The sequence below is a fragment of the Bradyrhizobium sp. 35 genome (genome assembly GCF_023073215.1).
GTDB lineage: Bacteria > Pseudomonadota > Alphaproteobacteria > Rhizobiales > Xanthobacteraceae > Bradyrhizobium > Bradyrhizobium canariense_D.
The window spans coordinates 155,959-176,359 of the sequence record NZ_JADPJC010000043.1; the positions used below are offsets into that span (position 1 = coordinate 155,959).

Genomic DNA, 20,401 nt, shown 5'->3' on the forward strand with positions numbered 1-20,401 from the left:
ATGACCGTATCCACCTCTCCCAAGCGAACCGCCCTGCTCAACGCCGCGCGCGAGCGCATTCTCGTGCTCGACGGCGCCATGGGCACGATGATCCAGAATCTCCAGTTCGACGAGGCCGCCTTCCGCGGCGAGCGATTCAAGAACTTCCATCGCGATTTGCGCGGCAACAACGACCTCTTGATCCTGACCCAACCGCAGGCGATCGAGGACATCCACGCCGCTTACTTGCGCGCCGGCGCCGACATCGTCGCGACCAACACCTTCTCCACGACCTCGATTGCCCAAGCCGATTACGATCTCGCCGACATCGTCTACGAGATGGCGCGAGAAGGCGCCCGCCTCGCCGGCAACGCCGCACGCCGCGTCGAGGCCGAGGACGGCAAGCCGCGCTTCGTCGCCGGCGCCATCGGACCGACCAACCGCACCGCCTCGATCTCGCCCGACGTGTCCAATCCCGGCTACCGCGCCGTCACGTTCGACGACCTGCGCAAATCCTATGGCGAGCAGATCAACGGCATGCTCGACGGCGGCGTCGATCTGCTGCTGGTCGAGACCATCTTCGACACGCTGAACGCCAAGGCGGCGCTGTACGCGATCGCCGAGATCACGGAAGAACGTGGCATCGACATGCCCGTGATGGTGTCGGGCACCATCACCGACAAGTCCGGCCGCCTGCTGTCCGGCCAGTTGCCGGAAGCGTTCTGGCATTCGGTCCAGCACGCCAAGCCCGTCACCATCGGCTTCAACTGCGCGCTCGGCGCGGAAGATCTGCGCGCGCATATCGCCGATATCGGCCGCGTCGCCGACACGCTTGTTTGCGCCTATCCCAATGCCGGCCTGCCCAACGAGTTCGGCCAGTATGACGAGACCCCGGAATACATGGCCCGCCTGGTCGGCGAGTTCGCGCGCGATGGCCTCGTCAACATCGTCGGCGGTTGCTGCGGCACCACGCCGGACCATATCGCGGCGATTGCGGCTGCGGTCGCGCCGCACAAGCCGCGCATCGTGCCGGAGATCGAACCTCGCTTGCGGCTCTCCGGCCTCGAGCCGTTCATCCTGACCGACGCCATTCCCTTCGTGAACGTCGGCGAGCGCACCAACGTCACCGGCTCCGCCCGCTTCCGCAAGCTGGTCACCGCCGGCGACTACACCGCCGCGCTGCAGGTCGCGCGCGACCAGGTCGAGAACGGCGCGCAGATCATCGACGTCAACATGGACGAGGGTCTTCTGGACTCGGAAGCCGCGATGGTGACCTTCCTCAACCTTGTCGCCGCCGAGCCCGACATTGCCCGCGTCCCCGTAATGGTCGACAGCTCGAAATTCTCCGTGATCGAGGCCGGCCTGAAATGCGTGCAGGGCAAGCCGGTCGTCAACTCGATCTCGATGAAGGAAGGCGAGGACAAATTCATTCACGAGGCCAAGATCGCCCGCCGTCACGGCGCGGCCGTCGTGGTGATGGCGTTCGACGAGGTCGGCCAGGCCGACACGTTCGCCCGCAAGACCGAGATCTGCAAGCGCGCCTACGACATCCTGGTGAACCGCGTCGGCTTCCCGCCGGAAGACATCATCTTCGATCCCAATATTTTCGCGATCGCAACCGGCATCGAGGAGCACAACAATTACGGCGTCGACTTCATCGAGGCGACGCGCTGGATCCGCAAGGATCTGCCGGGCGCGCACATTTCTGGTGGTGTGTCCAATTTGTCGTTCTCGTTCCGCGGCAACGAGCCGGTGCGCGAGGCCATGCACTCGGTGTTCCTGTATCACGCCATCAAGGCCGGCATGGACATGGGCATCGTCAATGCCGGGCAGATGATCGTCTATGACGATATCGATCCCGAATTGCGCCAGGTGTGCGAGGACGTCATCCTCAACCGCGACCCCGGTGCGTCCGAGCGTCTGCTGGCGCTTGCGGAAAGATTCCGCGGCAACAAGACTCAGACCAAGGAAGCCGATCTCGCCTGGCGCGAATGGCCGGTGGCGAAGCGGCTGTCACATTCGCTGGTGCACGGCATCACCGAATTCATCGAGCAGGATACCGAAGAGGCCCGCAAGGCCTCGACGCGGCCACTCGACGTGATCGAGGGACCGCTGATGGCCGGCATGAACGTGGTCGGCGATCTCTTCGGCGACGGCAAGATGTTCCTGCCGCAGGTGGTGAAGTCGGCCCGCGTGATGAAGCAGGCTGTCGCCTGGCTGATGCCGTTCATGGAGGAGGAGAAGGCGCGCAATCTCGCCAACGGCATCGGCACGGAAGGCTCCTCGTCCGCCGGCAAGATCGTGCTCGCGACCGTCAAGGGCGACGTCCACGACATCGGCAAGAACATCGTTGGCATCGTGCTCCAGTGCAACAATTACGAGGTCATCGACCTCGGCGTGATGGTGCCCGCGGCCAAGATCGTCGATACGGTGAAGGCGGAGAAGGCCGACATCGTCGGGCTGTCCGGCCTGATCACACCCTCGCTCGACGAGATGGCGTTCTTCGCCGCAGAATTGCAGCGCGAAGGCCTCAAGCTGCCGCTCTTGATCGGCGGCGCCACCACGAGCCGCGTGCATACGGCGGTGAAGATCGACCCGAGCTATCGCGCAGGCCCCGTGGTGCATGTCAACGACGCCAGCCGCGCCGTCGGTGTTGCGTCGGCGCTGCTGTCGCCCGAGAGGCGCGAGGCCTATGCCGCGGAGGTGCGCGCCGAATACGCAAAGATCTCGGACGCCCATATGCGCGCCCAGGCCGACAAGAAGCGGCTGAAGCTGGCGACCGCCCGCGCCAACCGCGTGCCGGTCGACTTCACCGCGAACAAGCCGGTGAAGCCGACCTTCCTCGGCACCCGAAGCTTTGACGACTACGATCTCGCCGAGCTGGTGCCCTATATCGACTGGACCCCGTTCTTCCAGACCTGGGAGCTCGCCGGACGCTTCCCCGCCATCCTCGACGACGCCAAGGTCGGCGAAGTTGCGCGCTCGCTCTACGGCGACGCGCGCAAGATGCTCGACCTGATCGTCAAGGAGAAATGGTTCCGCGCGCGCGCCACCGTCGGCTTCTGGCCGGCCAATGCGCAGGGCGACGACATCGTGCTCTATGCCGACGAGAGCCGGACCAGGACGATCGCGACGCTGCACACGCTGCGCCAGCAGCTCGAGAAGCGCGAGGGCCGTTTCAACGCCGCGCTGTCCGACTTCGTCGCGCCCGCCACAACCGGCGTGCCCGACTATGTCGGCGGCTTCGTCGTCACCGCCGGCATCGGCGAGGATGTGGTCGCTGACCGTTTCAAGATGGCCAATGACGACTATTCCTCGATCCTGTGCAAGGCGCTGGCCGACCGCCTGGCCGAAGCGTTCGCCGAGCGCATGCATGCCCGCGTCCGCCGCGAATTCTGGGCCTATGCGCCGGACGAGACGCTCTCCCCCGACGAGTTGATCCTCGAAAAGTATCAGGGCATCCGTCCCGCCCCCGGCTATCCCGCGCAACCCGATCACACCGAGAAGGCCACGCTGTTCGAGCTGCTCGATGCCGAGAACACCGCCGGCGTGAAGCTGACCGAGAGCTATGCGATGTGGCCGGGCTCCTCCGTGTCGGGGCTCTATCTCGCCAATCCAGAGAGCTATTATTTCGGAGTCGGCAAGATCGAGCGCGATCAGGTCGAGGATTATGCTGCGCGCAAGGGCATGAGCGTCGCCGAGACCGAGCGCTGGCTCGCGCCGATTCTGAACTACATCCCGACGCGAGAGGGTGGGAGCGACAAGGCGGCGTTCACGGCAACGCCGGCGAACGACGAGACGTCGAAGGAGCTTGCGTCGCATCCGCCGGGCTGCACCTGCGCGGTGCACCTGGTCTGGCAGAAGAAGCGCGCGGGCGCGGGTTAGGCGCCCTCCAAACAGAAAACGAGAAATCAACCCCATGCACAGTAGGCATGGGGTTGAAAAAGCTCGATAATTTTTGCGGTGTCACCGAATAATTTTTCGATATTACCGAAATTGCTTGCGGCGTCGGGCAAAACACCTGTAACATTCCATCATCGCCGACCGTGCCCGTTTGATACTCCCTCGCCAGTCGCCATCACGGCGCGTGCCACACGTTCGCTGTCGTCCTGGCGAAAGCCATCCATACCGGGTGATCCATTGGTGGCCATCGCAGGCAATACCGAACGACCAATCTTCGCCAAATGACCCGCTGGGGCAATGGGTCGTGGCTTTCGCCAGGACGACATTGGTGAAGCAATGCCTGGCATGTGCTGGGGCAACGCACAGCATCGAACGCAAAGCGCGTTTGCCGCGACCAATGGCGGTCGTCGCCGAAGCGCAGGGGAATCGGATGCTGAACGCCCAACAATTGATGTGGACACAGATTGCCGCCGGCATCGCCGTGCTGCTGTTTGGATTGACGCTGTTCAATCTGATCCGCATGCGGGGCCGGATGGTGGCGGCGCGGAGCTGGGACAAGGTGGAGGGCATCATCACGGTCTCCCGGGTCGACCAGCCGACGGCGCATTCCTCGGACGATCGGAACGACGCCAAGCCCATCATCCGCTATCGATATCAGGCCGGCGGCCAGGAGCTGGAAGGCGACAAGATCTTTGTCGGCGGCACCGTCATCACGACGAGGGTCCTGGCCGCAAAACTGACCGGACGCTATCCGGTCGGCGCCCATGTCGAGGTCCATGTCGATCCGAAGCAACCGACAGAGGCGCTGCTGGAGCCTGCCGCCGCGCAGAACGTCGCGGCCCTGGTGGCGTTCACAATGGTGTTCGGCGTCATCGCCGCCACCCTGACCGCGCATTCGTTCGCGGGCCACGTGCTCTACGCCGACAAGGGCGTCCCGCTGTTCGCGTTCGCGGTGCCGATCATCGTGCTCGTGGGCGGGGTGTTCCTCGCCGCCGATTATGTCCGGACGCGCCGGCTGGCGAGCGCCAGCCTGCGCTGGCCGACCGCGTCGGGCAGGGTCACCCATTGCGACGTGATCGAGGAAATCATCGAAGAGAAGACCGAGCACGACAATCGACCGACGACTTCAAAGCTCGTCCACCGCTATCAGATCGACCTGCGCTACGCCTACAGGGTCGGCAAGCGCGACTTCATCGGCACCGAAGTCGATTGGAACGGCACCATGATCTCCGGCCTGCGCGAGGCCGCCGAAGAGGCCGCGGCGAAATATCGGCCTGGGAAGAGCGTCCAGGTCTATTACGATCCGGACCAGCCCGGACAAGCCGTGCTGGAGCCTGCAAGCCGGGGAGGCGCGCTGGGGCCGCTGATCGGTGCCGCGGTCTGCGCGGTTGTCGGCGGCCTCTTCCTGACGATCCTGATCAAGGTCGGGTTCGCATAGCGGCGATCACCCCTTCGGCGGTGCCAGGGGCTGCACAATCTCCTTGAACGGCGCCAGCGCCTCGCACGCGTCGGCATGCGCCGACAGCGCCGGATAGCGCGATGGCTCGAACAACTGCGGATGGGCCTCGCGGGTGAAGCGGACGACGCAGGCGACCACAATATCGGCGTGGCCGATGCGCTCGCCCAGCCAGTACGGCGTGGTCACCTTGGCGCGCTCGGCCTCCAGCGCTTTCAGCACGTCCGCGATCTGCGCCTGGCAGCGCTCGACCCATAGCGTAAGCTGCTCCTTCCGCAGCACGCGTTCGTAGAGCAGGCTCACGGCCTTGTCGCCGAGGCCGGACGCGAGCGCGCAGATGCGCAAGTGATGCCGGCGCTCGGCGCCGGAGCGCGGCAGCATCGCCTTCTCCGGCCCGGCGAGCTCGTCGAGATAATCGAGGATGAACGTGCTCTCGATCAGCGCCTCGCCGTTGTCGAGCACCAGCGTCGGCACGCGGCGCAGCGGATTATAGGGCGCGATCTTGTCGGCGTCGCCGAAGGTCGACCACGGCCTGTGCTCGAAGGCGAGGCCGTAAAGCCGCAGCGCAATCGCGACGCGGCGGACGAAGGGGGAATCATATTGGCCGATCAGGAACATGGTTTTGCGCTCTTCTCTGGCTTTTGGACGAGGCAGGGCCGATCAGTTTCCACGGCAAGGCCGCAGTGGCGCAAGCAAAATCATGGAAGTGGAGCATTGCGCTGCATGCAACGGCGCCGCGACAGCGGCTGCCGGATGCGTTATCAAGGACGGCATCATGACAGCAACAATGGACATCAATCGGGAGCGGATCGCGGCGACCGAGGCCGTCATCCGTCCGCACATACGGCGCACGCCGCTCGTTGAGGCCGATCTCGCCGATTTTGGCCTGCCGGCTTCTCCCGTCACGTTCAAGCTCGAGATGCTGCAGCATTCCGGATCGTTCAAGGCGCGGGGTGCCTTCGCCAATCTGCTGTTGCGCCGGCTGCCGGAAGCCGGTGTCGTCGCCGCATCGGGCGGCAATCACGGCGCGGCGGTGGCGTATGCGGCGCAGCGGCTCGGCATCCCGGCCACGATTTTCGTGCCCGACATCACCTCGCCGGCCAAAGCCGAGCGTATCAGAGGCTATGGCGCGAAACTCGTGATTGCGGGCAGCCGCTATGCCGACGCGCTCGCCGCAAGCGAAACCCATGTCGCGCAGACCGGCGCCATGGCGGTGCATGCCTACGACCAGGTCGAGACCTTGCTCGGTCAGGGCAGTGTCGGAATGGAGCTGGAGCAGGATGCACCGGGCATTGACACGGTGCTGGTTGCAGTCGGCGGCGGCGGCCTGATCGGTGGCATGGCAGCCTGGAGCGCCGGCAGGACGCGCATCGTGGCGGTCGAGCCCGAGCAATCGCCGACGCTTCACGCCGCCTTCGCGGCAGGCGCGCCGATCGATGCGCCGGCGGGCGGCATCGCCGCCGATAGTCTCGCCCCGCGACGTGTCGGACAATTGATGTTTCCGATTGCGCGGGCCCATGTCGAGCGGGTCGTCCTGGTCGCCGACGACGCGATCAAGCAGGCGCAGTCGGCCTTGTGGTCGAGCCTGCGCCTGGTGGCCGAGCCCGGCGGCGCCGCCGCATTTGCCGCCTTGCTCTCCGGTCGCTATCGCCCCTCACCCGGCGAGCGGGTCGCGGTGCTGCTTTGCGGTGCAAACACCACGGCGGTGAATTTCAACAGCTAGCGAGCTTCGCATGATCGGGTATCGCGGACTCATCGCCGCACGGAGCAGAGCGATTTGACTGCTGACCAGCCTCCCTCACTCACTCTCCTAGGCGCCTACTCCTTCAGCGCTGATAATGCTGCCTATGCCCGTTTCCTCCGGGAATTGATCGACTCACACGATCCCCCCAATTTCAGCGAAGAGGTGAACGCTCTGCTGCGGAAAGCCGGCAGGGGCGATGAAATAGTGCCTCTGACTGGTGAGGACCGGCGGAAATTGGAAGACAATCTACGAGGTTACATGGATGACGCTGTAATTCTCGAGGTGCTCGTGGCGAATCCGGACGCGCGGTTCAATCCTCATGATTTTACCCAAATCGATCCGTCCAACCCGGAAGGCCACGCAGAGATGGCGTGGAACGAAACGTTCCTGACCGCGGATGGCGAGACGGTGATCGAGACCGACTACAAGCAAAGACTGCCCGCGGCGAAACAGTATCGCGTGGTGTTCGTCATCCATCGTTGGGAGCCTAGCCTCCCACTGCTCTCCAGCTACGGAGAGCTGTATGCTCCGCCCGTGCAGCCATTGACCGAGCGATTACGGCGTCTCGCTCCCTATGATCTTCCGGAACCGAGTGTTGGCGTGATCCGGTGATCCCGCCACGCGTAGCCCCAATGAAACGCGACGACAGCGCCACACTCCGTCATTGCGAGCGCAGCGAAGCAACCAGTATCTCCCACGGAACCAGACTGGATTGCTTCGTCGCAAGGGCTCCTCGCAATGACGGCGGAGAGGCAGCTGCTACCTATTCGATGATCGGCACATGCTTTGCCGCGGACCGCGGCGCCGTGCCATCGAGCCGCGGGTCGTCGGCGATCTCGATCTGGCGGCGGAACGGACGGAAGCCCGAGCGCTGGTAGAATGCGACGGCGGACGGATGGTCGAACGTGCAGGTGTGCACCCAGACGCGGGACAGGTCGCGTGACCATGCGAGCTCAAGCGCGCGGTTCATCATAAAGCGGGCGGCACCGCTGCCGATCAGTTTTGCGGTGACACCGAAATACACCAGCTCGCATTGGCCGGCCTCGCGAAAGTCCAGCTCCAGCAGGCCCTCATCGTGGCCGTCCACGACAAGCGCATATACCTCGACGCCCGGTGCATGGATGATTGCGGCGAGCTCGCCGTCGTTCATGCGCGCCCGCGAAAACCACAGCCACTCCTCGCCGACGCGGCGATGGAGGTCGCGATACCAATGAAGCGCGGGAGTATCGACCTTGCGCAGGGTCCATGCGCCAAGAGGATTGTCACGCAGCGGCGGACGCGCTGTCATCTCGAGATGCGTGACGACGGCAGCGATCTTGCTGGCGGGAATGTCGGAATAGCCGTCGGGGAGGATCATGGGATGCGTCCCTTAGAAGCTGAACGCCGGCAACACATTCCGGGTCGTCCTGGCGAAAGCCTGGACGACGGCGGGATTTCTGGATACGCCTCATTCACCGCGGCGTCAGCGTGATCGCCTCCGCCGTTGCAGCCTCGACCGCGGCGCGGCTGTAGAGCAGCGGCACATACTGGCCGGTCGCCCAGAGCGGCGCGAGGTCGCGATAATGGCCGCTGAAGGGATCGCCCGACTGGCCCGGTGTGTTGATGGTGCGGCTCGCATCCCAATTGCCGACGTCGAGCACCATGCGGAACGATGCGCCAGCGAACAGCTGATAATCGGTGCGGCGATAGGTGGCCGCGCGCGGCACGTTGGCGGCGCCGCCGTAGGCCAGCGGACCGACCGAGAGCTGAGCGGCCGTCGCCTTGTCGGCCAGCGGCATCAGAGCATGGTCGAATTTTGCGACGTGCAGGCGGCCCCAGCGCCAGGTTGAGGAATCGGCCCCGAGCTTGGCTGTGACATCGGCCACCGCGGCGCCGAGGCTGTCGCGCAGGATCTGGTCGCGCGCGGTGGCGGGATCGGAGCCAAACGACGCGTCCGGAGATTCCAGAAAGGCGACAAGCGCCGAAATGCTGGACGCCTCCGGCGCGATCAGGTCGGCAGCCTTGGGCGCCGTGGTCTTCAGCAGTACCGGTCCAAGATGATTGGAGATCCAGACCTCGAACACCGCAGCAGCGGCATTGTCGGCGGCATCACGGGCGTCCCAAGGCTTGAGCAGTTCGAGGCCCTTCTTCACGTTGGCATCGTCCGAAGTGAGCGGCTGCAACAGCTTGACCAGCCGCCGGCCCAGCATCGTGGTGTCGTCGTTCTGCAGATCCATGGCATCGGCCAGCGTCACCTTGCTGTTGGCCTTCAGGACCTCGGTGATGCGCTGCCAGCGCGCACTGTCCGCCCATTCGAAGCCGACCTTGCGCTCGCTGACGGGATAATCCGCCGGCAGGTTCATCTGGTTGGCGGTGGCGAGAAAGCCCTGCTTGGGCTGATAGGTCTTGGGCAGTTCGTCGAGCGAGAGAAAACCCTGCCATTCGTAGCGGCCGTCGCCGGGCACCGGCATCAGGCCATCATAGTTGGCGCGCCGCGGCGTCTTGCCGGCGGCGACCCAGCCGATATTGCCCTTGGTGTCCGCATAGACCTGATTCTCCGACGGCGCGCCCCAGCGCCGCATGGCGCCGAGGAATCCGTTCCAGTCCTTCGCGGTCATGTAGTCGGAGGAGCCGAAATAGGCCGAGGTGCCGGGCTCGAACCAGATCGAGCGGACGGCGAAGGCCCGCTTGTTGGCGTCGTCGACGTAGATCACCGGACCATGCCGGGTGAATTTCAGCTCGAGATCGCGATCGCTCTCGCCTTTCACCTGCTCTTTCTCGTGGACGATGCGCATGTCCTCCCAGCCAGCGCCATAGCGGTACTGGTTGGGATTCTGCGGATTGAGCTCGTAGATGTAGAGGTCTTCCTGGTCGACGTTGAAGATGGTGAGACCGAAGGCGATGGTGCCGTTGTGGCCGATGGAGATGCCGGGCAGCGCGGGCTCGCCCGCGCCGATCACGGAGAGGCCGGGCGCATTGAGGCCGACGATGTAGCGCAGCGAGGGCACGCTGTGCTCGCGATGCGGATCGTTGGCGAGGATCGGACGCCCAGTCGCGGTCCGTGACGCCGCGATCACCCAATTGTTGGAGCCGATGGTGTCGCGTTGCAGGTCGGCCTCGGTGAGGTACTTGTCGGGATCGTGCGCGAGTGCGGCCTGGCGATCTTTCGGCGCGGCAAAGGCGACCGGGCGCGTCGCCAGATCGTAGGGCGCCAGCACCGCCTTCGGCACGCTGCAGGGATCGAGACCATCTGGAATTTTCGTCGTCCACGCCGGCTCGAGCTTGACGCGAAACCGATCGGCATCGAGGCCTGCCGCGCAGGCGACCAAGGAGCGCTTGACCTCGGAGGCGACATTGCGCGTCAGGCCGTGGCTGCGGATGCGGACGATGTCATCCGCCGTCCACGCATCCGGCATCGTGCCGGCGATCCTGAACTCGATCGGCAGCGGGCGCTTGCCCGCGCGCACATCGGCGACGTAGGCGTTGACCCCGGCGACGAATGCCTCCGCATAGGTCTTCCCCTTGGGGCCGTAAGCCGCCCATTCCGCATTCATATCGCCGCGATAAAGAAAGAGACGCAGCGCCTTGTCCTGTTCGGCATAGGCCGGGCCGAAATCCTTGGCCAGCAGACCAAGCCCTCGCTTGCGCCAAAGATCGATCTGCCAGAGCCGGTCGCGCGCGGCGTTAAAGCCTTGCAGGAAGAACAGGTCGTGCTCATTGCCGGCATAGATGTGGGGGATACCCCAGACATCGACCAGAATCTGCGCGGGAGCATCGAGACCGGCGACGTCGGTCTTGACCTGCCGCGCGCTGCCGAGCGGGTCCGGCTTCTCACGCGCGAGGGAGGTCGAGGTGAGCAGCGCGGCGCAGATCGCGGCGCCGCAGAGCTTTTGGACGACCCGGTTGAAATCCGTGTTCATTGTCGTTTCTCCCGTTTGTTGTTGTTGGGCGCGTCGTGCGCGCCCGTTATTCGCCCTCGTCGCTCGCGAGCACGCCCTTCACCGCCCTCGTCCATCCCGCAAGCTTCCGCTCGCGCGTCGCCTGGCTCATGTTGGGCTTGAAGCGGTGCTCCAGCCGCCAGTTATCGGCGAATTTGGTCGGCTCGGGATAGACGCCGGCCTCGAGGCCGGCAAGATAGGCGGCGCCAAGTGCCGTCGTCTCCTGGATCACGGGGCGATCGACCGGCGCATCGAGCAGGTCGGCGAGGCGCTGCATGGTCCAGTCGGATGCGGTCATGCCGCCATCGACGCGGAGCACGACGCTTGCCACCTCCGAGCTCGGCCAGTCGGCGCGCATTGCGGCCCAGAGATCAAAGGTCTGGTAGCAGACGCTTTCCAGGGCGGCGTGGGCAAGCTCGGCCGGGCCGGTGTTGCGGGTGAGGCCGAACAGGGCGCCGCGCACGCGCGGATTCCAGTACGGCGCGCCCATGCCGACGAAGGCCGGGACGAGATAGACGCTCTGCATGGAGTCCGACTGATCGGCGAGAGGTCCGGTCTCGGCGGCATGCTTGATGATGCCGAGGCCGTCGCGCAGCCACTGCACTGCCGAACCTGCGACGAAGATCGAGCCTTCGAGCGCATAGGTGCGCTTGCCCCCGAGCTGGTAGGCGATGGTGGTGAGCAGCTTGTTCTTCGAGGCCACGGGCGTGGTGCCGGTGTTGAGCAGGGCGAAGCAGCCGGTGCCGTAAGTCGATTTCATCATCCCCGGACGGAAGCAGGCCTGGCCGATGGTCGCGGCCTGCTGGTCGCCGGCGATGCCGCAGATCGCAATGGCGCCGCCGAACAAATCCGGCGTGCTCTCGCCGAAACGGGCGGAGGAATCCTTCACCTCGGGCAGCATCGAGCGCGGCACGCCGATGATCTCCAAGAGCTCGTCGTCCCACTGGCCGGTGTGGATGTTGAACAGCAGCGTGCGCGAGGCGTTGGTGGCGTCGGTGGCGTGGACCTTGCCGCCGGTGAGACGCCAAAGCAGATAGCAATCGACGGTGCCGAACATCAATTCGCCGCGCGCGGCGCGCGCCCGTGCGCCGGGGACGTGGTCGAGAATCCAGGCGACCTTGGTGCCGGAGAAATAGGGGTCGATGATCAGGCCGGTCTTCTGCGAGATCACGGGCTCGCGGCCGTCGGCTTTCAGCTTGGCGCAGATGTCGGCGGTGCGGCGGTCCTGCCAGACGATGGCGCGGTGCACGGCCTGCCCGGTGGCGCGGTCCCACACCACGGTGGTCTCGCGCTGGTTGGTGATGCCGATCGCGGCGATGTCCTTTGCGCCGATGCCGGCCTGCGCGATCGCGTCGCGGCAGACCGTCACGGTCGAGGTCCAGATGTCCTCGGGCTCGTGCTCGACCCAACCCGAGGCAGGGAAATGCTGCGGAAACTCGGCCTGCGCCTTCGCCGCAATGGAAATGTCGCCGCGAAACACGATCGCGCGCGAGGAGGTGGTGCCCTGGTCGATGGCGAGGACGAAAGACATGGAAGCAAACCTTGGGGTTTCTTTGGCGTTTTCCCGGCGTTGTCCGGTGAGGGGCTATTGTGTTTCGCCAAAGGGAGCGGATTAGGGCGGGAAGGTCAAGACGGCTGTCCTCCCACCCTCCCCTGGAGGGCAGGGTGGGCTCGCATGCAGCGAAGCGGAACGCGAACCGGGGCGGGGTGACAGACTATCCGCGAACTTGATGAGCAGCAGCCGTCTCGTCGACGCAAGCGATACCGCCTTTGCGGCTTCACCCCACCCCGCCTCGCGTTGCGCTCTGGGCAACACGAAGCGACCCTCCCCCTCTAGCGGAGGAAAAGTGAAGCGCGCCCGGCGTACAATTGCAAGTAGAGCAGAAGTTACGGCGCCGCCGTGGTCACGCCGCCGTCGATGACGATCGTTTGTCCCGTCATGAAGCTCGACGCGTCGGAGGCGAGGTAGGCCACTGCGCCTGCGATTTCGTCGGGTTCGCCGATACGGCGGAGCGGCGTGGTGGCCGTGCGGCGTTTCAGATTCGCTTCGTCTTCCCACAGCGCGCGGGCGAAGTCGGTCTTGACGAGGCCGGGCGCGATGCAGTTGACGCGGACGCCTTTCGGGCCCCATTCGCCGGCGAGCGAACGACACAGCGCGAAGTCGGCGGCTTTCGAGATGCCGTAGGCGCCGATCACGGTCGAACCGCGCAAGCCCCCGATCGAGGAGATGATGACGACTGAGCCGTTGCCGCGGTCGGCCATCTGCGGGATCGCAAGCGCGGAGAGCCAGATGTTGCTCTTGACGTTGCTGCCCATGATCTTGTCGAAGGCCTCGTCGGTGATGTCGAGCAGCGGGCCGTAATACGGGTTGACCGCGGCGTTGCAGACGAGGATGTCGATCTTGCCGTAATGCTTGATCGTGCCCGCGATCAGCGCCTCGACCTCCTGCTTGCGCGCGATGTTGCAGGGGATGACGGTGGCCTCGCCGCCGGCCGCCTTGATGCCGTCGGCGACTGCCTTGCAGGCATCGGCCTTGCGCGAGGAGACCACCACTTTGGCGCCGAGCTTTGCGAGCAGCTCGGCGGAGGAGCGGCCGATGCCGCGGCTGGAGCCGGTGACCACGGCGACCTTGCCGGTGAGATCGAACGGGGTGTTCTTCATTGTTGTTGGGCTCCGTTGAGGCCACTTGTTCAGACGTCATCGCCCGGCTTACCCGGGCGATCCAGTATTCCAGAGACGGCGCGGCTAGAACCGAGAAGCCGCAGCGTACTGGATCCCCCGCCTGCGCGGGGGATGACAGCGACCTTGTAGCTAGATCAACCCGCCACCGTCCGCCACGCGGCGCTGGTGGTAGTCGGTGTCGCCGAACGAGTTCTCGATCATGGTCAGGCGCTTGAAGTAATGGCCGATCTTCGCCTCCATGGTCATGCCGATGCCGCCGTGGAGCTGGATCGCCTGCTGTCCCACGAACTTCAGCGACTTGCCGATCTGCACCTTGGCCGCGGCAATAGCGTTGCTGCGCTCCTTGGCGTCCTGGAAATCGCCCGCCATGGTCGCGAACATCGACATCGATCGCGCCTGCTCGGTGGCGACGAACATGTCAGAGGCGCGGTGCTGCAGCGACTGGAACGAGCCGATCGGCACCCCGAACTGCTTGCGCGTCTTGATGTACTCGACCGTGGTCTTGAGCGATTCGTCCATCAGGCCGACCGCTTCGGCGCAGAGCGCGATGCGAGCTTCGTCGACCACACGCTCGATCAGCGTGAGCGAATCGTCGGGATTGCCGAGCACGGCATCGGCACCGATTTCGACGCCGGTGAAGGTGATGTCGGCGGCGTGCAGGCCGTCCTGGGTCGGGTACGACTTCTTGGCGACGCCCTTGGCGTCGGCCGGCACCAGGAACACGCCGATGCCGCTCTTGTCGCGGCGCTCGCCCCTAGTGCGCGCGGTCACGATGAGGGTATCTGCATTCTCGCCGTTGAGCACGACGAACTTCTCGCCGTCGATGACCCAACCGTCGCCCTTCTTCTTCGCCGTCGTGGTGACGTCGAAGAGATCGTAGCGCGAGTTCTTCTCGAGCTGGGCAAAGGCGAGCGTCTTGCTGCCGTCTACGATGCCGGGCACATGCGCGGCCTTCTGCGCATCGCTGCCCGCATGGCGCAGGAAGCCGCCGCCGATCACGACGGTTGCGAGGTAAGGCTCGAGCACCAGTGCCTTGCCGAGCGCCTCCATCACGATCATGGTCTCGACGCCGCCGCCGCCGAAGCCGCCATCGGCCTCCGCGAAGGGCAGACCGAGCAGGCCCTGCTCGGCGAGCTTGCCCCAGACCGCTTTGCTCCAGCCGCCCTTCTCCTTCATGTACTTCTTGCGGCTCTCGAAATCGTAGGAATCGGTCAAGAGGCCGTCGATGCTTTCCTTGAGAAGCCGCTGCTCCTCGTTCAGATCAAAATCCATGTTCTTTGCTCTCCGGTATCGATTTCGTCATGCCCGGCCTTATGCCGGGCATCCACGTTCTTTCGTGGCGCTAGGCGTGGATGGCCGGGTCAGGCCCGGCCGTGACGGTGAGTGCGTGTTGATGGTGTACGATCAAAGCCCCAGCACCGCCTTGGCGATGATGTTGCGCTGGATCTCGTTGGAGCCGCCGTAGATCGAGACCTTGCGGTTGTTGAAATAGCTCGGCGCGATCTGGGCGGTCCAGTCCATGGCTTCGTTCGAGCCGTCGTCGCCGTGCACGTCATAGGGTGCCGCGAACGGGCCGATCACCTCCATCAGCAGCTCGGTGGTGGTCTGCTGGATCTCGGAGCCCTTGATCTTCAGCACCGAGGAAGCCGGATTGGGCTTGCCTTTGCCGTGCTTGCCTTCGTCGGCGACGACGCGGAGCTGGGTGAGTTCGAGCGCCTTGAGCTCGATCTCGCAGGCCGCGAGCTTGTCGCGGAAGGCCGCGTCCTGAATGATCGGCTTGCCGCCGGATTCGACCTTGGAGGCGAGATCGCGGATGCGGCGGAGCCGCTCCTTGGAGACGCCGACCCGCGCGATGCCGGTGCGCTCATTGCCGAGCAGGAATTTCGCGTAATCCCAGCCCTTGTTCTCCTCGCCGATCAGGTTCTCGATGGGCACTTCGACGTCGTCGAAGAACACCTCGTTGACCTCGGCGCCGCCGTCGATGGTCTGGATCGGGCGCACCGTGACGCCCTTCGACTTCATCGAGAACACGATGAAGGAGATGCCCATCTGCTTCTTGGCGGACGGGTCGGTGCGGCAGAGGCAGAAGATCATGTCGGCGTGCTGGGCGAGCGTGGTCCAGGTCTTCTGGCCGTTGATGATCCACTTGTCGCCCTTGCGCTCGGCCTTCGTCTTCAGCGAGGCGAGGTCGGAGCCGGAGCCGGGCTCGGAGAAGCCCTGGCACCACCAGTCGTCGACATTGGCGATGCGCGGCAGATACTGCTTCTTCTGCTCTTCATTGCCGAAGGTGTAGATGACGGGACCCACCATGCTGACGCCGAAGGCGAGCGGCTGCGGCGCCGGATAGGACTGCAGCTCCTCGTTGAAGATATAGTGCTGCACGGAGGTCCAGCCGGTGCCGCCATATTGCTTGGGCCAGTGGCTGACGCCCCAGCCCTTCTTGTTGAGGATGCGCCACCACGTCACCATCTCGTCCTTCGAGAGGTGGCGGCCCTCGACCAGCTTGCGCCGCGTATCCGGCGGCACGTTGTCGCGGAAGAATGACCGCACTTCCTCGCGAAACGCCTGCTCTTCTTTCGTGAATGCGAGATCCATCGGATCCTCCTGTGAATGTGTCGTCCCGGCGAAGGCCGGGACCCATAACCACCGGCCTTCGTTGGTTTGCGAAGGCCATTGTTGTTCGCGTGCCACACTCCTGCTGCGGAGTATGGGTCCCGGCTTTCGCCGGGACGACGGTTACTGGACGACGGCTACTGCAACACCTCGAAAAGCCCCGCCGCGCCCATGCCGCCGCCGACGCACATGGTGACGACCGCGTACTTCGCCTTGCGGCGGCGGCCTTCAATCAGAGCGTGGCCGGTGAGGCGCGCGCCCGACATGCCGTAGGGATGGCCCACCGCGATCGCGCCGCCGTCGACATTGATCTTGTCGGGGTCGATGCCGAGCTTGTCGCGGCAATACAGCACCTGCACCGCGAAAGCTTCGTTCAGCTCCCACAGGCCGATGTCGTCGACGGTCAGGCCATGACGCTTGAGCAGGCGCGGCACGGCGAATACCGGGCCGATGCCCATCTCGTCCGGCTCGCAGCCGGCGGAGACGAAGCCGCGGAAGATGCCGAGCGGGTTCAGCCCGCGCTTTGCCGCTTCCTTGTCGCTCATGATCACGCTCGCGCTGGCGCCGTCCGAAAGCTGGCTGGCATTGCCGGCGGTGACCGAAAATCCCTCGCCACGGACGGCCTTGAGGCCGGCGAGGCCTTCTGCGGTGGTCTCGGGGCGCGGGCCCTCGTCCTGCGACAGCGTGACGTCCTTGAACGAGACTGCACCGGTGGCCTTGTCGGTCACCGCCATCCTGGTGGTGATCGGCGCGAGCTCATCCTTGAACTTTCCGCCCTGCTGCGCCGCGGCGGTGCGGCGCTGGCTCTCCAGCGAATATTCGTCCTGCTTTTCGCGCGAGATGCCGTAGCGCTTGGCGACGATCTCGGCGGTGTCGATCATGGGCATGTAGACCTCGCCCTTGATCTCGAGCAGCGCCGGGTCCTGCGCGTGGAAGCCGTTCATCTTGTCGTTCTGCACCAGCGAGATGGACTCGCCGCCACCGCCGACCGCGATCTCGACACCGTCGAAGATCACCGAACGCGCGGCGAGCGCGATCGCCTGCAGGCCCGAGGCGCATTGCCGGTCGATAGTGGTGCCGGCGACGGTGACGGGGAGACCGGCACGGAGCAGCGCCTTGCGCGCGATGTTGCCGCCGGTCGCGCCCTGCTGGAGTGCTGCGCCCATCACGACGTCCTCGACCTCCTTGGGGTCGATCTTGGCGCGCGCGACGGCCTCGCCGATGGCGTGGCCGAGCAGCGTTGCGCCCTCGGTGGCGTTGAGCGCGCCGCGATAGGCCTTCCCGATCGGGGTGCGGGCGGTGGAAACGATGACGGCGTCGGTCAAGCGCGATCTCCTGATGCAAGTCGGGTGGCAAGTTGGGCGGATTGTGACGGTTTCTGCCGCTGGCGCAATTCGTGGCGCGACAGCTTTCCGACCGGCGTGCGCGGCAGATCGTGGACGAATTCGACCTCCGCCGGCAATTCGTGCTTGCCGAGCTTGCCGGCGAGCTGAGCGCGCAGCTCGTCGAGCGAGAACGGCTTTGCATCCGTCTTCAGCTTGATGAAGGCTTTGGCGGCCTCGCCGCGGTACTGGTCGGGAATACCGAGCACGATCACCTCGTGCACGCCTGGTATGGTATAGATCGCCTGCTCGATCATCTGCGGATAGACGTTGAAGCCGCCAGAGATGATCATGTCCTTCTTGCGGTCGACCAGGAAGAAATAGCCGTCGGTATCGACATAGCCGATGTCGCCGGTGAGGAAGCGGCCGTCGACGAAGGCCTCCGCGGATCCTTCGGGCTTATTCCAGTAGCCTTTGGTGACGTTCGGGCCCTTGATGCGAATCTCGCCGACTTCGCCCGGCGGCAGCACCTTCGAGGGATCGTCCAGGGAAACGACGTCGAGCTCGATGCCGGGCAGCATCAGGCCGATCGAGCCGGGCTTATCGGGACCTGTAGGCGGATGGCCGGTGCCGGGCGAGCAGGTCTCGGTCATGCCCCAGCCGCTGCGGAGCTTCTTGCCGACTTTGCGCTCGAAGAAACTCGCGATCTCCACCGGCAGCGGCGCGCCCCCGGAGCCGATCGTCGCCAGCGAGGAGAAATCGCGCTTGTCGAGATCGGGAAGGGCTGCGATCGCGATCCACATCGTCGGCACGCCGGGAAAGTAGGTTGCGCGCTTGATTTCGATGTCGCGCATCACCGCTTCGACGTCAAAACGCTGATGCAGCGAGATCAGATTGCCGCGCCTGAGCGAGGACAGCAGCACGACGGTGAGCGCATAGATGTGGAACAGCGGCAGCACGCAGATCACGCGCTCGACGACGTCGCCACGCGTCGCGCGCGACGGCTTGCCCCAGACGTCGTAGATCGACACGGCCGAGGTGAGATTGCCGTGGGTCAGCATCGCGCCTTTGGGCAAGCCGGTGGTGCCACCGGTATATTGCAGCAGCGCGACATCGTCGGCGCTCACTTGCGGCCACTCTGCCGGCGCGGTGGCGCCCTCGACAAAGGCCTTGAAGGTGACGATGCGGGGATCGCTGGGGATCGCAGCCTGCGGCGTGCCGACCTTACCCCAATTATCGTCCTCGCAGACCACCAGGCGGTCGATCAGGCCCTTCTCCAGGAATTTCAGCGCGGTCGGCAGCAACGCCGCCAGGTTAGAGGTGACGAGCAGGCGCGAACCGGAATCGGAGACCTTGTGCGTCAGCGCGATCTCGCCGTCGAGCGGTGAGAGATGCGCGACGCGGGCGCCGGCCTTCAGCGCGCCGAAGAAATTGACGGGATGGTCCGGCGTATTGCCGAGGAACAGCGCGACCGAACTGTTCTTGCCGTAGCCGGCGCGCAGGAAGGCGGCGGCTGCGCGCTCAGCCATCGCGGCGAGTTCGCTGTAGGTAATCGGATGGTCGCGGAATTCCAGCGCGGTGCGCGGGCCGTACTCGGCGGCGGCTTTTGCCAGCAGATCAGGCAGCGTGCCCTGGACGATGGTGTCGTCCCAGCGCACGCCCTCGGGATAAAACTGTTCGCCGGGATGGGTCATTAGGGGTCGTTACTCTGCAAGGCGGCCGCGACGATACCGTGTGAGGTGGGCACAAGCGGACCGGCTCCCTTCCCCCTTGTGGGGAAAGGTTGGGGAAGGAGGTGGCCACAAACGCCGGCGCCCGGGCCTGCCCCCGTCCCTGACCCTCCCCCACAACGGGGGAGGGAACGGAGAGAGCGTTGCCCGGGACGAGACATCACAGCCACCGCCAATCCAATCACGCCGCTTTCGAGCCCGCCGCGAGCGAGGCGAAGGTCTTGCCTTCGGCCGCGAGCTTCTTCAGCAGCGGCGCGGGCTCGAGGCTCGGATCGTTGGTCTCCTTGGCGTAGAAGGAGAGCCGATCGGCGATGTGCTTGAGGCCGACGGTGTCGGCCCAGAACATCGGGCCGCCGCGGTAGATCGGCCAGCCATAGCCATAGAGCCAGACCACGTCGATATCGGACGGGCGCGCGGCAATGCCCTCTTCCAGGATCTTCGCGCCCTCGTTGATCATCGGGTACATCATGCGCTCGAGGATCTCATCGTCGCTGACGACGCGCTTCTTGCGGCCCAAACGAAGCAGCGTCTCGTCGATCAGCTTCTCGACTTCGGGATCGGGCAGCGCCGAACGGGAGCCGGCTTCGTATTTGTAATAGCCCTTGCCGGTCTTCTGGCCGAAGCGTCCGGCTTCGCAGAGCGCATCCGCGATCTCCGACTTGATGCCGCGGTCCTTGCGCGAGCGCCAGCCGATGTCGAGGCCGGCGAGGTCACCCATCGCGAACGGCCCCATCGGCATGCCGAACTTCGTCACGACGGCGTCGACCTGCTGCGGAAGCGCGCCTTCGAACAGCAGTTTCTCGGACTGCTTGCCGCGCTGGGCCAGCATGCGGTTGCCGACAAAGCCGTCGGAGACGCCGACCACGGCCGGCACTTTTGCGATTTTGCGCGCGATCGAGACCGCCGTCACAAGGGCATCCGGCGCGGTCTTGTCGGCGCGCACGATCTCGCACAATTTCATGACGTTGGCGGGAGAGAAGAAGTGCATGCCGAGCACGTCCTGCGGACGCTTGGTCGACTTCGCGATCTCGTCGATGTTCAGGTAGGAGGTGTTG

14 protein-coding genes are annotated in these 20,401 nt (G+C 65.1%); 4 read left to right on the top strand and 10 right to left on the bottom strand.

The annotated features are described in order from the left end of the window. Together metH and IVB36_RS07335 are read left to right on the top strand one after the other, a co-directional pair. Positions 1 to 3,864, top strand: coding sequence for a methionine synthase (gene metH / locus IVB36_RS07330; RefSeq protein ID WP_247391045.1), 3,864 nt, complete (start codon positions 1 to 3; stop codon positions 3,862 to 3,864). A 448-nt stretch (positions 3,865 to 4,312) separates the two neighbouring features. Continuing rightward, on the top strand, positions 4,313 to 5,320 hold the full coding sequence (locus tag IVB36_RS07335) for a DUF3592 domain-containing protein (RefSeq protein WP_247294164.1): 1,008 nt from the start codon (positions 4,313 to 4,315) through the stop codon (positions 5,318 to 5,320). Positions 5,321 to 5,326: 6 nt separating this feature from the next. Here IVB36_RS07335 and IVB36_RS07340 read toward each other — a convergent pair whose 3' ends face one another. Next, positions 5,327 to 5,956, bottom strand: a complete 630-nt coding sequence (locus tag IVB36_RS07340) for a glutathione S-transferase family protein (RefSeq protein ID WP_018454705.1) — start codon at positions 5,954 to 5,956, stop codon at positions 5,327 to 5,329. A 157-nt stretch (positions 5,957 to 6,113) separates the two neighbouring features. Between IVB36_RS07340 and IVB36_RS07345 the strand changes: the two genes are divergently transcribed. Beyond that, entirely contained in the window at positions 6,114 to 7,061 is a 948-nt protein-coding gene (locus IVB36_RS07345) for a threonine/serine dehydratase (RefSeq protein WP_204513269.1), read from the top strand. A gap of 279 nt (positions 7,062 to 7,340) precedes the next feature. Next, positions 7,341 to 7,694, top strand: a complete 354-nt coding sequence (locus IVB36_RS07350) for a hypothetical protein (RefSeq protein WP_247391047.1) — start codon at positions 7,341 to 7,343, stop codon at positions 7,692 to 7,694. A gap of 151 nt (positions 7,695 to 7,845) precedes the next feature. Here the strand turns inward: IVB36_RS07350 and IVB36_RS07355 are convergent, their stop codons facing one another. From IVB36_RS07355 to IVB36_RS07395, 9 genes are all read right to left on the bottom strand, one after another. Then, positions 7,846 to 8,439, bottom strand: coding sequence for a GNAT family N-acetyltransferase (locus tag IVB36_RS07355; RefSeq protein WP_018454707.1), 594 nt, complete (start codon positions 8,437 to 8,439; stop codon positions 7,846 to 7,848). Positions 8,440 to 8,533: 94 nt separating this feature from the next. Further along, positions 8,534 to 10,981 (bottom strand): penicillin acylase family protein, encoded by a 2,448-nt coding sequence (locus IVB36_RS07360; RefSeq protein WP_018454708.1) that lies wholly within the window; start codon positions 10,979 to 10,981, stop codon positions 8,534 to 8,536. 46 nt (positions 10,982 to 11,027) lie between these two features. After that, on the bottom strand, positions 11,028 to 12,530 hold the full coding sequence (glpK, locus tag IVB36_RS07365; RefSeq protein ID WP_018454709.1) for a glycerol kinase GlpK: 1,503 nt from the start codon (positions 12,528 to 12,530) through the stop codon (positions 11,028 to 11,030). A gap of 356 nt (positions 12,531 to 12,886) precedes the next feature. After that, a complete protein-coding gene (locus tag IVB36_RS07370; protein WP_085351716.1) occupies positions 12,887 to 13,660 on the bottom strand; it encodes a glucose 1-dehydrogenase in 774 nt (257 codons plus the stop codon). Positions 13,661 to 13,810: 150 nt separating this feature from the next. Next, positions 13,811 to 14,953, bottom strand: coding sequence for a pimeloyl-CoA dehydrogenase small subunit (pimD, locus tag IVB36_RS07375; protein WP_018454711.1), 1,143 nt, complete (start codon positions 14,951 to 14,953; stop codon positions 13,811 to 13,813). Positions 14,954 to 15,085: 132 nt separating this feature from the next. After that, positions 15,086 to 16,276, bottom strand: a complete 1,191-nt coding sequence (pimC, locus tag IVB36_RS07380; protein ID WP_018454712.1) for a pimeloyl-CoA dehydrogenase large subunit — start codon at positions 16,274 to 16,276, stop codon at positions 15,086 to 15,088. A gap of 155 nt (positions 16,277 to 16,431) precedes the next feature. Then, positions 16,432 to 17,619, bottom strand: coding sequence for an acetyl-CoA C-acyltransferase (locus IVB36_RS07385; RefSeq protein ID WP_247294166.1), 1,188 nt, complete (start codon positions 17,617 to 17,619; stop codon positions 16,432 to 16,434). Further along, positions 17,616 to 19,310 carry a dicarboxylate--CoA ligase PimA gene (gene pimA, locus IVB36_RS07390; protein ID WP_018454714.1) on the bottom strand — a complete coding sequence of 565 codons (1,695 nt, stop codon included), beginning with the start codon at positions 19,308 to 19,310 and terminating at the stop codon, positions 17,616 to 17,618. The genes IVB36_RS07385 and pimA overlap by 4 nt, the downstream gene beginning before the upstream one ends. A gap of 217 nt (positions 19,311 to 19,527) precedes the next feature. Then, positions 19,528 to 20,401, bottom strand: an 874-nt coding sequence (locus tag IVB36_RS07395) for a 3-hydroxyacyl-CoA dehydrogenase family protein (RefSeq protein WP_247391049.1), incomplete at its 5' end; no start/stop codon positions are given.

What these genes read in the sequence shown, in the direction of transcription:
- metH (WP_247391045.1), top strand. Translation starts at nt 1, where the DNA reads ATGACCGTATCCACCTCTCCCAAGCGAACCGCCCTGCTCAACGCCGCG.
- IVB36_RS07335 (WP_247294164.1), top strand. Translation starts at nt 4,313, where the DNA reads ATGCTGAACGCCCAACAATTGATGTGGACACAGATTGCCGCCGGCATC.
- IVB36_RS07340 (WP_018454705.1), bottom strand. Translation starts at nt 5,956, where the DNA reads ATGTTCCTGATCGGCCAATATGATTCCCCCTTCGTCCGCCGCGTCGCG.
- IVB36_RS07345 (WP_204513269.1), top strand. Translation starts at nt 6,114, where the DNA reads ATGACAGCAACAATGGACATCAATCGGGAGCGGATCGCGGCGACCGAG.
- IVB36_RS07350 (WP_247391047.1), top strand. Translation starts at nt 7,341, where the DNA reads ATGGATGACGCTGTAATTCTCGAGGTGCTCGTGGCGAATCCGGACGCG.
- IVB36_RS07355 (WP_018454707.1), bottom strand. Translation starts at nt 8,439, where the DNA reads ATGATCCTCCCCGACGGCTATTCCGACATTCCCGCCAGCAAGATCGCT.
- IVB36_RS07360 (WP_018454708.1), bottom strand. Translation starts at nt 10,981, where the DNA reads ATGAACACGGATTTCAACCGGGTCGTCCAAAAGCTCTGCGGCGCCGCG.
- glpK (WP_018454709.1), bottom strand. Translation starts at nt 12,530, where the DNA reads ATGTCTTTCGTCCTCGCCATCGACCAGGGCACCACCTCCTCGCGCGCG.
- IVB36_RS07370 (WP_085351716.1), bottom strand. Translation starts at nt 13,660, where the DNA reads ATGAAGAACACCCCGTTCGATCTCACCGGCAAGGTCGCCGTGGTCACC.
- pimD (WP_018454711.1), bottom strand. Translation starts at nt 14,953, where the DNA reads ATGGATTTTGATCTGAACGAGGAGCAGCGGCTTCTCAAGGAAAGCATC.
- pimC (WP_018454712.1), bottom strand. Translation starts at nt 16,276, where the DNA reads ATGGATCTCGCATTCACGAAAGAAGAGCAGGCGTTTCGCGAGGAAGTG.
- pimA (WP_018454714.1), bottom strand. Translation starts at nt 19,310, where the DNA reads ATGACCCATCCCGGCGAACAGTTTTATCCCGAGGGCGTGCGCTGGGAC.